The organism is Sporomusa acidovorans (assembly GCF_900101845.1).
In the GTDB taxonomy this organism is placed as follows: Bacteria; Bacillota; Negativicutes; order Sporomusales; family Sporomusaceae; genus Sporomusa; species Sporomusa acidovorans.
Genome location: NZ_FNAM01000002.1, coordinates 211,108 through 225,939, shown reverse-complemented (window position 1 = coordinate 225,939; position 14,832 = coordinate 211,108). Strand labels below are relative to the sequence as shown.

General features: G+C 49.1%; 18 protein-coding genes and 1 other annotated feature. Of the genes, 16 read left to right on the top strand and 2 right to left on the bottom strand.

The window, feature by feature from the left end:
• Positions 1–18 precede the first annotated feature (18 nt).
• From BLR65_RS03290 to BLR65_RS03260, 7 genes are all read left to right on the top strand, one after another.
• Positions 19–345, top strand: a complete 327-nt coding sequence (locus BLR65_RS03290) for a YbaB/EbfC family nucleoid-associated protein (protein ID WP_093792441.1) — start codon at positions 19–21, stop codon at positions 343–345.
• A 3-nt stretch (positions 346–348) separates the two neighbouring features.
• The gene (gene recR, locus BLR65_RS03285; protein ID WP_093792439.1) at positions 349–942 is read left to right on the top strand and encodes a recombination mediator RecR; all 594 of its coding nucleotides are present in this window, start codon (positions 349–351) and stop codon (positions 940–942) included.
• 52 nt (positions 943–994) lie between these two features.
• Positions 995–1,249 carry a YaaL family protein gene (locus BLR65_RS03280; protein ID WP_245692349.1) on the top strand — a complete coding sequence of 85 codons (255 nt, stop codon included), beginning with the start codon at positions 995–997 and terminating at the stop codon, positions 1,247–1,249.
• A gap of 103 nt (positions 1,250–1,352) precedes the next feature.
• Entirely contained in the window at positions 1,353–1,652 is a 300-nt protein-coding gene (locus tag BLR65_RS03275) for a DUF2508 family protein (protein WP_169716800.1), read from the top strand.
• A 47-nt stretch (positions 1,653–1,699) separates the two neighbouring features.
• Positions 1,700–1,984 carry a pro-sigmaK processing inhibitor BofA family protein gene (locus BLR65_RS03270; RefSeq protein ID WP_093792438.1) on the top strand — a complete coding sequence of 95 codons (285 nt, stop codon included), beginning with the start codon at positions 1,700–1,702 and terminating at the stop codon, positions 1,982–1,984.
• A 70-nt stretch (positions 1,985–2,054) separates the two neighbouring features.
• On the top strand, positions 2,055–2,744 hold the full coding sequence (locus BLR65_RS03265) for a P-loop NTPase family protein (protein WP_245692347.1): 690 nt from the start codon (positions 2,055–2,057) through the stop codon (positions 2,742–2,744).
• A gap of 86 nt (positions 2,745–2,830) precedes the next feature.
• Positions 2,831–3,073 (top strand): hypothetical protein, encoded by a 243-nt coding sequence (locus BLR65_RS03260; RefSeq protein WP_176772670.1) that lies wholly within the window; start codon positions 2,831–2,833, stop codon positions 3,071–3,073.
• A 75-nt stretch (positions 3,074–3,148) separates the two neighbouring features.
• On the opposite strand, the gene BLR65_RS03255 is transcribed toward BLR65_RS03260, so the two are convergent.
• Positions 3,149–3,787, bottom strand: coding sequence for a C40 family peptidase (locus tag BLR65_RS03255; RefSeq protein ID WP_093792434.1), 639 nt, complete (start codon positions 3,785–3,787; stop codon positions 3,149–3,151).
• Positions 3,788–3,936: 149 nt separating this feature from the next.
• Positions 3,937–4,311, bottom strand: a complete 375-nt coding sequence (locus tag BLR65_RS03250) for a methylglyoxal synthase (RefSeq protein ID WP_093792432.1) — start codon at positions 4,309–4,311, stop codon at positions 3,937–3,939.
• 311 nt (positions 4,312–4,622) lie between these two features.
• Between BLR65_RS03250 and BLR65_RS03245 the strand changes: the two genes are divergently transcribed.
• The 9 genes from BLR65_RS03245 to ilvB all read left to right on the top strand — a co-directional run bounded on the left by BLR65_RS03245 (position 4,623) and on the right by ilvB (position 14,805).
• Positions 4,623–5,927 carry a phenylacetate--CoA ligase family protein gene (locus BLR65_RS03245; RefSeq protein WP_093792430.1) on the top strand — a complete coding sequence of 435 codons (1,305 nt, stop codon included), beginning with the start codon at positions 4,623–4,625 and terminating at the stop codon, positions 5,925–5,927.
• Positions 5,928–5,965: 38 nt separating this feature from the next.
• A complete protein-coding gene (locus BLR65_RS03240; RefSeq protein WP_093792428.1) occupies positions 5,966–6,415 on the top strand; it encodes an ACT domain-containing protein in 450 nt (149 codons plus the stop codon).
• 347 nt (positions 6,416–6,762) lie between these two features.
• Positions 6,763–7,002: a binding site (T-box leader), on the top strand.
• Positions 7,003–7,080: 78 nt separating this feature from the next.
• Complete coding sequence (gene ilvN / locus BLR65_RS03235) at positions 7,081–7,623, top strand: acetolactate synthase small subunit (protein WP_093792426.1); 543 nt, start codon at positions 7,081–7,083, stop codon at positions 7,621–7,623.
• Positions 7,604–8,596 (top strand): ketol-acid reductoisomerase, encoded by a 993-nt coding sequence (gene ilvC / locus BLR65_RS03230; RefSeq protein ID WP_093792424.1) that lies wholly within the window; start codon positions 7,604–7,606, stop codon positions 8,594–8,596. The genes ilvN and ilvC overlap by 20 nt, the downstream gene beginning before the upstream one ends.
• Positions 8,597–8,698: 102 nt before the next feature.
• Positions 8,699–10,243, top strand: a complete 1,545-nt coding sequence (locus BLR65_RS03225; protein WP_093792422.1) for a 2-isopropylmalate synthase — start codon at positions 8,699–8,701, stop codon at positions 10,241–10,243.
• A 5-nt stretch (positions 10,244–10,248) separates the two neighbouring features.
• Positions 10,249–11,517: a 3-isopropylmalate dehydratase large subunit gene (gene leuC, locus BLR65_RS03220; RefSeq protein ID WP_245692343.1), complete on the top strand. Its 1,269-nt coding sequence runs from the start codon at positions 10,249–10,251 to the stop codon at positions 11,515–11,517.
• On the top strand, positions 11,514–12,017 hold the full coding sequence (locus BLR65_RS03215) for a 3-isopropylmalate dehydratase small subunit (protein WP_093792420.1): 504 nt from the start codon (positions 11,514–11,516) through the stop codon (positions 12,015–12,017). Before leuC ends, BLR65_RS03215 begins: the two co-directional genes overlap by 4 nt.
• A gap of 32 nt (positions 12,018–12,049) precedes the next feature.
• Complete coding sequence (gene leuB, locus BLR65_RS03210; RefSeq protein WP_093792418.1) at positions 12,050–13,123, top strand: 3-isopropylmalate dehydrogenase; 1,074 nt, start codon at positions 12,050–12,052, stop codon at positions 13,121–13,123.
• Between the two features lie 17 nt (positions 13,124–13,140).
• On the top strand, positions 13,141–14,805 hold the full coding sequence (gene ilvB, locus BLR65_RS03205; protein WP_169716820.1) for a biosynthetic-type acetolactate synthase large subunit: 1,665 nt from the start codon (positions 13,141–13,143) through the stop codon (positions 14,803–14,805).
• Positions 14,806–14,832: the final 27 nt, after the last annotated feature.

Genomic DNA, 14,832 nt, shown 5'->3' with positions numbered 1-14,832 from the left:
TTTAGGAGGTTAATTCACATGTTTGGTAATATGGGAAATATGGCTGGAATGATGAAAAAGGTACAAAAGCTTCAGGCTGATATGGCCAAACTGCAGGAAGAACTGAAAGCCCGAACCATCGAAGTATCTACGGGGGGCGGAGCAGTAAAAGTTGTTGTTACCGGCGAAAAGAAGGTTCAGTCTATCAAAATTTCGCCTTCGGCAGTTGATCCTGACGATGTGGAAATGCTGGAGGATCTGGTAACGGCTGCTGTCAATGAGGCGATGAGTAAAGTGGATGATATGATGTCTCAGGAAATGGGCAAACTGACCGGTGGTCTTAACTTGCCGCCAGGAATGTTTTAAGCAATGAGCTATATTGCGCCTATTGCCAGGCTGGTTGAGCAGTTTCGCCGTTTGCCGGGCATTGGGCCGAAATCTGCAGCCCGGCTTGCTTATCACGTCCTCAAGATGGATACCAGCCAGGTGACGGCGCTGGCTCAGACCATTGTTGAGGCCAAGAAGCGAGTGGGCTATTGTTCAATCTGCTTTGACCTAACCGATACTGACCCTTGTCAGATCTGCCGGTCCGAGGGACGGGACCGTTCCGTGGTATGTGTGGTGGAGGATCCCAAAGATGTAACCGCCATGGAACGTACCCGCGAATTTAAGGGCTTGTACCATGTGCTGCACGGCTCTTTGTCGCCGCTTGAGGGCATCGGCCCTGATGAAATTAAAATCAAGGAACTGCTCGACCGGGTCGGGCAGGGAGTCCAAGAGGTTATTATGGCGACAAATCCCAATGTCGAGGGTGAAGCTACAGCCATGTATATTGCCAAACTCTTAAAACCTTTAGGGGTCAAGGTTACCCGTATTGCCCACGGTTTACCGGTCGGCGGCGATCTGGAATACGCAGATGAAGTGACTTTATCTAAGGCTTTGGAAAACCGTCGGGAAATGTAGCATGTTTGATCCCGCCTGTTTATGGAAATACTGTAAGCAGGGGGAGATGTGCATGAAAACAACGCTAACGAATTTTTTTAGTACATTGCTCCATAAAGATATGCCTGCGACCAAATGCCCACCCTTGAGAGAACAACTGGAACAGGCAAGACACGAATGGCTGAGCGCCCAAAATTATTACAATAATGTATCTGATGCAGATTTGATTGATTATGCGACGTATCATATTCAGGCTGCAGAAAAAAAATATATCTATCTGCTAAAACGCGCTCGCCATGAGGGACTCCGTTCTTCACCATTTCATTAAATGTGCCCTGAAAATACCGGATTTTGTCCGGTATTTTTCATTATTTTGGACTGGCCCGCATATACTGTGATAGCAAGTACAGTATTATGTTGGAGGGATTAACATGGTCGCATGGCGAAGACTGTTGGGACTTTGGGATACCGAGCAACCTTGTGCGAAAATTAAGATTAACATGGCCGATTTAATAGACCAAGCCCGGCTGGACTGGATAGCTGCCCAAAGGTACTATCGGACAGTAACTGACCCTGATTTAATCGACTATTCCATATTCCTGATCAAAGCATATGAACGCAGATATATGTATTTATTGAAAAAAGCACGGCAAGAGGGCTTTCGGCATCCACAGGGAATCAGCATGGCGGAAATTACTGAAGCAGAAGGGACTATACGCCAGGTATTTTAACGTGGTAAAATTGAGGAGAAAGGTTATGTGACAGAGGAGGAACAAGAATGGGATTATTGCCGGCAGGTTTAGAATTTAATGTAATTATTGCCTATGTATTTGGGATTATTTTAATTTATCTAATTGGCCGTATGCTGACAATGCCGATCAGACTGGTATTTAAATTGATATATAACGGTCTTGTGGGCGGCGTTATGCTTTGGGCGGTTAATTTTGTCGGAACTTATTTCGGCTTTACAATTGGCATCAATCCAATCACTGCGCTTGTTGCCGGTTTTTTGGGTTTACCGGGAGTTATTTTGCTGATTTTGTTTAAAATATTTATTAATTAAAGAAAAGACTTGGCATAAAGCCAAGTCTTTTTTAAAATGAACAGACACAGCACAACAAGGAGTGTAACGCTTGGAAACCATAAGAGCAGCAGAACAAACACCTCCCATTATTGAAGCTTATGTCGGCGAATATGCCAGTGGTAAGAGTGAAAATGCCGTTAACCGGGCCGTTTATTTACAAAGGCAGGGTTTAGCGGTAACCATTGTTGACCTGGACACGGTTGAACCGTGCTACACGTTGCGACCGATCAAACGGGAACTGGAGAATCTGGGAATTGATGTAGTAGCCTGGGAAACGCGGGATACGACCGGTTTAGGCGAGGCCGGTAATGTAATAAAAGCGTCCATGCGCTGGGTGCTCCGGCGCCAAGGCAATATTATCATGGATGTCGGCTATGGTGTACATGGGGCTAAGATTTTTAATTTAATCGAGGGTGCGTTTGAGAATCCTTATCTGAAAATTATTGCAGTACTTAATATGTCGCGTCCGTTTACCTCTACCGTGGACAATATTTTAGAGTATGTCGAAACCCTGGGAAGGGTGGATACTGTACTTAATAATACACACATGGCGGAAGAAACCACTGTGGAATTGGTGCAGCGCGGAGCCGAAGGGGTGACTGAGGCTGCTAGACGCCTTGGTGTACCGGTGATCGCTACTTCTGCCGTAGCGGAAATTGCCCAAAAGATCGGAAAATTAGACTGCATGGGAAATCCTGTCTGGGCACTGGAACGCTTTATGCCGCGTACTTTCTGGTGACAATTATTACTTTCTCTTTCCTTAATCGCATATAATGAGAAAAAACAAGGGAGGTGTTTGCGGCAATTAAGCCGGATTTTCAAGATGTGCTGGTAACATTTATTTATAACAATCTACCTGCGCTTATGGACCCGACAAGCACAGTGGTTATTGTTGATAACGGAACGGCAATACCGACTACTAATACCATTGTTGTAAGTCCGGGGGATTTACAGGCACTGAAGACGGCCGTATTAAATAATTTTAACCAATTGGGGCTGCCGGCCGATATTCAGGAAATCGTACAACAGTTTTTCGCGCTTAATCCGTCGGTACAAACTATAGAATAACAAAGAGCCGTCCGCTTCGGGATGGCTCCTTGTTGTGGTATCGACACCGGCTTAAGGACAGCCGGATTTTAATTCTTATTGTATATAGCGACGGGCGCCGATATAATGTTCGTCATAATACGTTTCAGAGAGTGAATTAATGGTTACTTGTTTGGCAGCTGAGCTGGCATGAATAAAGTTGCCGTCGCCCATGTAAAAGCCAACATGGGAGGCCCCTGGCTTATAGGTTGTGAAAAATACTAAGTCACCGATCTTTAGATCGCTTTTATTCACAGGCGTTCCGGTATTATACTGTTCGGCAGCTGTCCGGGGAATGGTGATTCCATTTTCCTTCATGACATATTGGGTATAACCGGAGCAGTCCCAGCCATCCGGCGTATCGCCGCCCCAAACATAGGGCACTCCCATATATTTTTGGGCGGTTTGGATCAGTTGGGCTCCTTTTGTCCCGGTATTGTCAACCGTTTTTGAGCCGGTGCCGGATCCCAATGCCGGGGACATGTCGGTAGAACTGTTATTTGACGTACCGAGTACTTTGCCCAGTAAAAGTGCCAGCAAAATATTGAGTAAGCTGCTGGAGCCGCCGCTGTTTTGACTGGAAGTTCCGGTAAGATCTGAAAGTGAGAATGCCTGAGCAGGTGCCGCCGGCATAAAGAGCGTTGTAAAAACGGCAACGAGCAGGACTAAAGTAATCTCACGGGTATAGCGTTTCATATACGCCCTCCTTCGCTGTTCATGATCGTTACAATACCTTTACATAATATCATAACGCAATAATTATGTAAACAATATATATTTGCCAAAGCAATAAAAGACCTCCGCTTAGGCTGGTCGCCGTGAGCGGAGGTCCTGAAAAACATGGACTATTCTTTTTTAGCTACAGCCTGTAATACTAATCTTGCGGTTGAGGCGTTGGTGGCTACCGGGATATTGTGCACATCGCAAATTCTAAGGAGGGCGGTAATATCCGGTTCATGGGGCTGGGCGGTCAAGGGGTCGCGTAAAAAGATGACAATGTCAACCTTTTGGCAGGCGACACGGGAGCCAATTTGCTGATCGCCGCCAAGTGGGCCGGATAAAAAAGTGGTGACACTGAGACCGGCGTTCTCTTTAATGATTTTTCCCGTAGTTGCTGTGGCGATTAGTTCATAGTGTGCCAATTGCTCTTTGTTTTCCAGGACAAAGTTAAGCATTTCCTCTTTCTTGCGGTCATGCGCAATAAGTGCAATCGTTTTCATAGTTCACCTCGTAAAGATTAATCTGTAATCTTATCATACCATAAAATGTTATTTTAACATAGTGGGACAAATATTGCTTGACTTTGGCCGTACATGCTGGTAAGATAATCCACGATATACTGTATACAAAACTGCAGAGTTTATACATAAGCAAGCGGAAGTGCGCCTAGGGTTCCGGCAGATAGTGCTGTGTCTGGACCGAGCGGCGCAAGGCCCATCCGGGTCACACCGTGGGTATAAAAAACCCTAGCGGGAAGTTCCTCCAAGGACTTTTTGCGGGCTTTTTTTTATTTGGGAAAGGGGAGTAAGACATGAACACATACTGGAACAAACCGGCGGAAACAATGGATCGTGGGGAGAGGATCAGTCTCCAGACAGGGCGGCTTAAGGAAATTGTCGCCAGATTATACCGGCAGCAGCCCTTTTATCGTTCCAAAATGCAGGAAATGGGTCTTTTGCCGGAGGATATTGTCACTTTAGACGACATAAAGAAATTGCCCTTTGTCACTAAGCAGGATATGCGTGACAACTATCCTTACGGTCTGTTTGCTGTACCCATGTCGGAAATTGTGCGGGTACATGCCTCCAGCGGTACGACCGGCAGACCTACTGTTGTCGGCTACACCAAACGGGATATTGGCATTTGGTCGGAAGTAGCCGCCCGTGCATTGGTTGCGGCAGGCCTCAGCAGGCAGTCCTGTATTCAGGTAGCTTACGGCTATGGTTTATTTACCGGCGGTCTGGGAATTCATTATGGTGCAGAACTGTTAGGCGCTTCCGTCATTCCCATATCCAGCGGCAAAACTGCCAGACAGATTATGTTAATGAAAGACTTCGGCACCACGGCCCTGGCTTGCACGCCCTCTTACGCGCTCTATATTGCCGAGACGATGCGGGAAATGGGGGTTGACCCCCGGGAAACCAAGCTGAGGACCGGGATCTTCGGTGCTGAGCCCTGGACGGAGCGGATGCGCCAGGAGATCGAGGCCCAACTTGGCATAAAAGCTGTGGATATCTATGGATTAAGTGAAATTATTGGGCCGGGTGTGGCGATTGAATGTTTGGAACAAAATGGCCTGCATATCAGTGAAGACCATTTTTATCCGGAAATTATCAACCCGGTGACAGGGGAAGTGCTGCCTGACGGCGAAAAAGGAGAATTAGTCCTCACGACACTGACTAAAGAAGGCATGCCGATGATTCGCTACCGGACACGGGATCTTTCCGTCTTATATCGGGAAAAATGTGCCTGCGGCCGGACTTTGGTAAGAATGAGCAAAGTTTTGGGTCGCAGTGACGACATGCTGATTATTCGCGGTGTTAATGTGTTTCCTTCTCAGGTGGAAAGTGTGCTGCTTGGTATTGGCAGCACTTCGCCCCATTATCAGCTCATTGTTGACCGTAAGGACAATCTGGATGTCCTGACAGTCCTTGTCGAATTGACTGACGAAATGTTTAGCGATGAAGTGCGTGGCCTCGAAGAACTGGAGGCTAAAATAAAAAGCGAATTGGCCAGTGTACTTAGTGTTTCAGCGACAGTACGCCTTGTCGGTCCTAAAACAATCGAACGCAGTGAAGGCAAAGCCAAACGGGTTATTGATAGACGGCAGTTATAAAGGGGAGCTTATGAGAGACAATAAAAAGGAGGAACAGCATGATTATTCATCAATTGTCAGTGTTTATTGAAAACCAGCCTGGCAAGTTGGCTGAAGTATTAGGGGTTCTTAATACTCATGAAATTAATATTCGGGCTATGTCTGTCGCCGATACGGCTGACTTTGGTATATTGCGACTTATTGTTAATGAGCCCGAGAAGGTGCAGCATATACTGCGTGGCGCCGGCTTTACCGTAAAGGTTACGCCGGTTGTCAGTATTGTATTGTCCGATCATCCGGGGAGTTTGTTTGAACATGTCAGCAAATTGAGTTCCGCAGGCGTAAACATTGAATATGTATATGCCTTTGCAACTACTGCGGACGGGCATGCCCGCGTTGTGCTAAAGGTTGACAACTTGTCTTTGGCCGAACGCCTGATTCGCGGTGAAAGCCAAAGTTCTGAGCCGTACGAGGAACAGTCCGGCAAAGTACCAAACTTTTATTGGTAATAGGTGATTGGATGGTAAAAAATATTAGACTGCCAAGACCTGCGGAATTATCCGCAGGCCTTTATTATGTAAAGCCATTTATCTCTGTATCAAATATTTAAGATCATCCTAAAAAACCTCTTGACAAAATACAGTAGTCTTGGCATAATGTATACAAAATTACATCTTGCGTAAGGAAGTGCGTCTAGGGTTCCGCTGGTTGTCCAGGTCTGGGCCAAGCGACGCAGAGTACAGGGGAGAACCTGTACTACACCGTGAGTAGAAAAGGCTCTGCGGAAAGTTTCTTACTTTTTTTAAAAAAAAGAAACTTTTTGGCAGAGTATTTTTATACCGTTAATCGAATAACTGAGAAAGTGATGATTGGGAGCAAGGCTTGTCTATCCTGCCCAGAGAGCCGGTGGTTGGTGAGAACCGGTGCGGTGATACAGCTCTACTCGCCCAGGAATTCTACTGTTGAACTGTGTATTATGGTTAGCAATATGCACTAGACAGTGGCGGTGCCGGTCGTTATGCGGTAAGTCATGGCAAAGTTCATGACTGAATGAGCCCAAAGTAGGGTGGTACCGCGCATATAGAGCGCCCCTATGGACAGATACTACGTTTGTCCATAGGGGCGCTTTTTATTTTTAGGCGCATGCCCAAACTTACGCGCAAAGGAGAATAAAATGGAGGTGGAAATTGTGCAGTCCAATGTTCTTTCGGTACTAGTCCACAATCAACCTGGAGTGTTGGTGCGTGTGGCTGGGATGTTTTCCCGCAGAGGGTTTAACATTGATAGTTTGACAGTGGGGGTTACCCAGGATCCGGAGTTTTCCAGGATTACAGTAGCTGTTCGGGGCAATCAGGCATTTATTGACCAAGTCAAAAAGCAAATCGAGAAACTGGTGGAAGTGGTAGCTGTGCAAATCCTGCCGCTTGATCATTCGGTGTTAAGGGGAATGGCCCTTTTAAAAGTAAAGGCTGGCGACAATCGTTCTGAAATCCTTAAATTAGCCGAAGTATTCCGGGCAAATGTCGTCGATATTTCCAGCAGCACCATTACGCTGGAGGTAACCGGGGAAGAAAGCAAGATGACTGCCCTGACCGAATTACTGGTACCCTATGGACTTTTGGAAACCATCCAAACCGGCCTTGTAGCGCTGGAGCGGGGTGAAAATACAATATATCAATATGAGGAGAGAGAAAACTATGAGCAAAATGTATTATGAGCAAGATGCACGTTGGGAACTGATGCAGGGAAAAACGGTTGCGATTATCGGTTATGGCAGCCAGGGGCATGCTCATGCGCTGAACTTGAAAGAAAGTGGCATAAAAGTTATTGTTGGTCTTTATGAAGGCAGTAAATCGGCAGCCAAGGCCCGGGAAGACGGCTTAACGGTTACCGATGTTGCCCAGGCGGTCAAGAGCGCCGACATTACCATGGTTCTTATTCCTGATGAAAAACAAGCCAAAACGTATGCCGAGGAGATAGCGCCTAACCTCAAAGCGGGTTCGGCACTGGCTTTTGCGCATGGCTTTAATATTCATTTCAGTCAAATTGTGCCGCCTGCCAATGTCGATGTATTTATGGTGGCGCCAAAGGGACCGGGGCATTTGGTACGACGGGTATTTACCGAAGGCCAGGGCGTACCCTGTCTTATGGCTGTATATCAGGATTTTTCCGGCAATGCGCAGGATCTGGCACTGGCCTATGCCAAAGGGATTGGCGGCGCACGGGCCGGCGTGTTGACAACTACATTCAGGGATGAAACCGAATCCGACCTCTTTGGGGAACAAGCCGTATTGTGCGGTGGTGTAACCGAGCTAATTAAAGCGGGTTTTGATACGTTGGTAGAAGCCGGTTATGAACCCGAAATTGCCTACTTTGAGTGTTTGCATGAAATGAAACTCATCGTTGATCTTATGCATGAAGGCGGCATGGCGCGGATGCGCTACTCAATAAGTGATACCGCTGAATACGGTGATTATGTAACCGGAACGCGGATTATCACTCAAGAAACCCGTGCCGAAATGAAAAAAGTGCTGTCCGAGATTCAAGACGGCACCTTTGCCCGTAAATGGATTCTGGAAAATCAGGCAAACCGGGCAATGTTCAATGCCAAACGCCGTCAGGAAGCCAATCATAAAATTGAAGTTGTCGGTAAGGAATTGCGCGGCATGATGTCCTGGCTGAAAAAATAACGGCCGGTTGTCAGGAAAAGTTTTTCAAAAGAGTTAAACAAAAATACGAGTCAGGGAATTTGCCCTGACTCGTATACACTAAAATGAAAGCGAGGTAATGGCATGGAAGCTCGAAAAATTCAAATATTTGACACTACCCTCCGTGATGGCGAGCAAACGCCGGGAGTAAGCCTGCAAACAGAAGAAAAGGTGGAAATTGCTTTAGCGCTCGCAAAGCTAAAAGTTGATGTCATTGAGGCCGGGTTTCCGGTTGCCTCGCCCGGCGATTTTGAGGCTGTAAGTCAAATTGCCGCTAAGGTAAAAGGCCCTACGATTGCGGCACTTGCCCGTGCCAATGAAAGGGACATTGAAGCAGCCTATAAGGCGATAAAAAAGGCGGAAAAACCACGAATTCATACATTTATTGCCACCAGTGATATTCATCTTGAACACAAATTGAAAATGACCCGGGCGGAGTTGCTAAACCGTGTGGAAAAGGCAGTAAGTTATGCTAAAAGCCTGGTAGCCGATGTTGAATTTTCGGCAGAGGACGCTTCCCGTTCTGATTGGGATTTTCTCTGTCAGGTATATGAAAAAGCTATTGCCGCCGGTGCCAATGTAATTAATATTCCCGATACGGTGGGTTATACCACGCCTGTCGAATTTGGCGCGCTGATCACCTACATCCGCGAGCATGTGCCTAATATTGAGGAAGCCGTCATCAGCGTACACTGCCATGATGACTTAGGCATGGCAGTAGCCAACTCGCTGGCCGCCATCGCTGCGGGAGCCAGCCAGGTGGAATGTACGATCAACGGACTGGGAGAACGGGCCGGCAATGCGGCTATGGAAGAATTGGTTATGGCCTTGCAAACCCGCCGTGAGTATTACCAGGCCTGCACTGCTATCAATACACAGCAGATCTACCGGACTTCCCGCCTTGTCAGCACGCTGACAGGTATTGCCGTACCGCCTAACAAGGCTGTCGTGGGCGACAATGCGTTTGCTCATGAATCAGGTATTCATCAGCATGGGGTGCTCAATAATCCGCTGACTTATGAGATTATGAGCCCCGAAGCGGTTGGTATCAGCCGCAATGCAATCGTGCTCGGGAAACATTCCGGACGCCATGCTTTTGAAGAACGTCTTAAACATTTGGGGTATGAAATTGACACGGATACGATTAATACCCTGTTCGCGAAATTCAAGGAACTGGCAGACAGGAAAAAAATGGTATTTGATAAAGACATTGAGGCGCTAGTTGCGGAAAAAGCTGCGGTAAGACCGGAGTGGTATACGCTTGCTTATCATCATGTGGCAAGTGGCAACCAGACATTGGCCACAGCCTCTGTGCAGCTAAGAACCAGTGCCGGCCTGTCGGAAGCCGCCAGTTGCGGCAATGGTCCGGTGGACGCTGTCATCAAGGCTGTCGAACAGGCAGTGGGATTTCCGATTGGCCTTAAAGATTATCAGCTTAAAGCCGTCACTGCCGGTGAGGATGCACTGGGAGAAGCAACGGTCTGGATTGAACGGGACGATCACACCTTTAGTGGCCGCGGCTTGTCCATCGATGTAATTGAAGCAAGCGCTAAAGCATATGTGAGTGCGATTAACAAGATGCTGGCTGTTTGCGGGTTCCCCGCAGTGGAGCAGGCAGCAGGGAGGTAATGATCATGGCTAGACCGATGACGATGACAGAAAAAATTTTTGCCGCCCATGCGGGATTGAGCGAAGTTCACCCTGGCCAGTTGATTAAGGCCAAACTGGATTTGGTGCTGGGCAATGATATTACGGCGCCGCCGGCGATTAAAGAATTTGAACAAATCAGCGACAAGGTTTTTGATAAAGATAAAATTGTGTTGGTTCCCGACCACTTCACGCCGAATAAGGACATTAAATCGGCGGAGATGGCGAAAACGGTCCGGGAGTTTGCCAAGAAGCAAAATATTACTCATTATTTTGAAGTCGGCCGCATGGGCATTGAGCATGTATTGCTGCCCGAACAGGGGCTTGTCGCTCCCGGCGAGGTTATTATCGGTGCCGACTCTCATACCTGTACTTATGGCGCGGTCGGCGCATTTGCCACCGGCGTCGGCTCGACCGATATGGCCTGCGCGATGGCCACCGGTGAAACCTGGTTTAAGGTTCCGGCCAGCATTAAAGTGGAGCTAACCGGCAAGCTCGCTAAATGGGTATCGGGTAAAGACGTCATATTAAAACTTATCGGCATGATTGGTGTTGACGGGGCGCGTTACCAGTCCCTTGAATTTTCCGGGCCGGGCGTAGCCTCGCTAACGATGACCGACCGGCTGACCATTGCCAACATGGCTATTGAAGCCGGGGGCAAAAACGGTATTTTCCCGATTGACGGCATTACGGAACAATACTTGACCGGGCGGGTTAAGCGGGTCTATACGCCGGTAGCCGCTGACCCGGCTGCCGAGTATGTAAGAACGGTCGCCATTAACTTAGACGAACTTACACCGGTAGTGGCGCTGCCGCATTTGCCGGAGAATGTGCGGCCGGTGAGTGAGATTGCGCCTACGCCGATTCAGCAAGTGATAATTGGCTCCTGTACAAACGGCCGGATTGAGGATTTAGCGCAGGCGGCCGCTATTTTTGACGGCAGGAAAATCCACCCGGATGTACGGGCTATCATTATTCCCGGCAGTCAGACCGTATATCTGGAAGCTATAAAATTAGGATATGTAGAGATTTTTGTCAAAGCCGGGGCTGTTGTCAGCACACCGACCTGCGGCCCGTGTCTGGGCGGACATATGGGCATTATGGCCAAAGGCGAGCGGGCGGTGGCGACCACCAATCGCAATTTCCGCGGTAGAATGGGTCATGTTGACAGTGAGGTTTATCTTGCCGGTCCGGCGGTGGCGGCAGCCAGTGCCGTATTAGGGCGGATTGCCGGTCCTGAGGAGGTAGTACAATGAGATTTACCGGAAAAGTGTGGCGCTACGGCGATAATGTCGATACCGATGTCATTATTCCCGCCCGGTATCTAAATACAGCGAATATGAAAGAATTGGCCGCTCATGCCATGGAAGACATTGATCCGACGTTTGCCGGCCGGGTTGAGGCCGGTGATATTATTGTGGCCGGTAAGAATTTTGGTTGCGGCTCGTCCAGAGAGCATGCGCCGGGGGCATTAAAGGCGGCCGGTGTCGCCTGCGTGGTGGCGGAAAGTTTTGCCCGTATTTTTTACCGCAATGCGATTAATATCGGCTTGCCGCTGATTGAGTTGGGAGAAGGCGATAATAACATCAAAGCCGGGGATACCTTGGCTGTTGATTTGGCTGCCGGGGAAGCCGAGAATCTGGCGACTGGCGAAAAATTTGCCATACCTGCGCTGCCGGGATTTATTCAGGATATCGCCCAGGCTGGCGGTCTGGTACCCTATACGCAGCAATTGCTGGCAAAAAAGAAAGCGTAAAGTGAGACGGCTTAAGTCAGGGGGAGAAGAACATGAGTAGTAAACATATTGTCATAATTCCCGGTGACGGGATCGGCACCGAGATCACAGCCGAGGCCTTGCGGGTGTCACAGGCAGCGGCGGAAAAATGCCGGGTAGCATTTACCTATGAAAATAAACAGGCCGGCGGGGCGGCCATTGACGCCTGCGGCGTACCGCTGCCTGAAGATACAATAGAAGCGTGCCGGCAGGCGGACGGTGTCTTGTTAGGCGCTGTCGGCGGACCGAAATGGGATCAGGTTGCGCCGGAACTTAGGGCAGAAAAAGCCATACTGGGTTTGCGCAAATCGCTGGGCCTCTATGCCAATTTACGACCTGTCAAGGTTTTTTCCGCACTTGCCGGACAATCGCCGTTAAAGCCCGAAATTGTGAAAACAGTCGATATTCTGATTGTGCGTGAACTGAATGGGGGCATTTATTACGGAACCCGCCGGGAAGCAGCAGTCGTTAACGGGATTGAGCAGGCCTGTGACAATGAAATGTACAGCCGCCCGGAAATAGAACGGATTGTCCGTCTGGCCTGTCAGGCTGCGGCGGGGCGCAAAGGCAGAGTTGTGTCGGTCGACAAGGCTAACGTGCTGGCTACTTCCCGTTTGTGGCGGAAAGTGGCCAATGAAGTGGCAGCGGATTTTTCCCAGGTAGAAATAAGCCACATGTATGTCGATAACTGTGCCATGCAGTTGGTGCTTAACCCGGGTAGTTTTGATGTCATTGTTACCGGTAATCTGTTTGGCGACATTTTGAGTGACGAGGCTGCCGTCTTGTCAGGTTCTATTGGCCTATTGCCGTCGGCCAGTTTAGGTGACGGTACCGGGTTGTATGAACCCATTCACGGTTCGGCGCCGGATATTGCCGGCAAAGGGTTGGCTAATCCGCTGGGAACGATTCTGTCCGCCGCCATGATGTTCCGCTATTCGCTCGGAAGTAATCAAGTCGCCGACATGATTGAGGATGCAGTGGAACAGGTGCTGGCCGATGGGTACCGTACCGCAGATATTTATCAGCCCGGTTTTACCAGGGTTACGACCGAAGAAATGGGGCAACAAGTCATTGCCCGCTTAAAGTGAGGTGACCAGCTATGCTCATGACAGGTGCGCAGGCTATCGTGGCTATTCTTGTTAAAGAGGGCGTAGATACCGTATTTGGTTATCCTGGCGGCACAAATTTGCCGCTTTTTGATGCACTCTATGACTCGCCCATACATCATGTGCTGACTGTGCATGAGCAAGGCGCTGCCCATGCAGCCGACGGTTACGCCAGAGCAAGCGGCAAAGTGGGGGTATGTATTGCGACCGCAGGTCCGGGAGCTACCAATCTGGTTACCGGTTTAGCCAATGCATTTATGGACTCCGTACCGGTTGTGGCAATCACCGGGCAGGTTCAGACCAATTTAATCGGCCGGGATGCTTTCCAGGAGATTGATATTACCGGCATAACCATGCCGGTTACCAAACACAACTTTTTAGTCAAAGATATAACAAAGCTGCCGGCGATTATGCGTCGCGCCTTTGCTATTGCGCGTTCCGGGCGGCCGGGTCCGGTGCTTGTGGATGTACCCCGCGATGTTCAGTCCACAAAGCGCGATTTTGCGGGAATAGAAGCAAATTATTCTCATGCAGCCCTTGTCAGACAGTCGCCGGATTTACCGGCCTTGATCGCCAAAGCAGCCGCGGCTGTTAGTGCGGCCAAAAGACCGGTGCTGCTTGCCGGCGGCGGCTGCATCAGCGCCAATGCCGGGGGTGCGCTGTCTGCGTTTGTTGAAAAAAGCAATTTGCCTGTTGCCACGACGCTGATGGGCATCGGCGCTTTCCCCGGAGGACACAAGAACCTATTAGGCATGACGGGCTTGCATGGCCTTAAGCTTGCTAATCAGGCTGTCCGTGAGGCCGATGTGCTGATTGTAACCGGCAGCCGGTTTAATGACAGGGTGACAGGTGACCGTGCCAGTTACGCCGCCGGCAAGACCATTATTCATATCGATATTGATCCGGCCGAGGTGCATAAAAATGTCGATGCCGCCGTGCCGTTGGTAGGGGAAATGAATAGGATTCTGCAAGAACTCTCAGACTCCGTAACCCCGGGAGATTTGTCCGCATGGTGGGCAACAATTAAAGAGTGGCGGCAAGAGTATGCGGCAACTGTTTCAACAGAAACACTTTCAGCTCCCTGGGTTATGCAGGAGCTCAACCGGCAGACGGCAGGGCGGGACGTTATTTATGTCACCGATGTCGGCCAGCATCAAATGTGGGCTGCCCAGTATTTGGAGGCTAAATGTCCGCGCAGTTTTCTGACAGCCGGCGGCCTTGGCGCCATGGGGTTTGGGATGCCGGCGGCTCTGGGCGCGCAGTTGGCCGTACCGGCTAATCGCGTTATTCACATTGTGGGCGATGGCGGACTGAAGATGACAGGGTGTGAACTCTACACCGTGGCAGTCGAAAAACTACCTATTATTTCTATTGTTATTAATAATTACAGCCTGGGTATGGTGCGGCAATTGCAGCATTGCTTTTATGATAAACGGTATGTGAACTCACTGTTGCCAGTGCCAATGGATTTTAAAGCCTTTGCCGGTGCTTTTGCCATTCCGGCAACCGTAACCAATAGTCCGGCTGAGTTTAGCGAAGCCTTTGCGACAGCCTGGCAGAGACCGGGTCCGGGGATGATCGTGGCTAATATTGCCACCGAGGATTTGGTGACGCCGATGATTGCCCCCGGCGGGGCGATCGATGATTATGTGGAAATGGATTAATATTCTCCAGATAAATTTGACGATGCG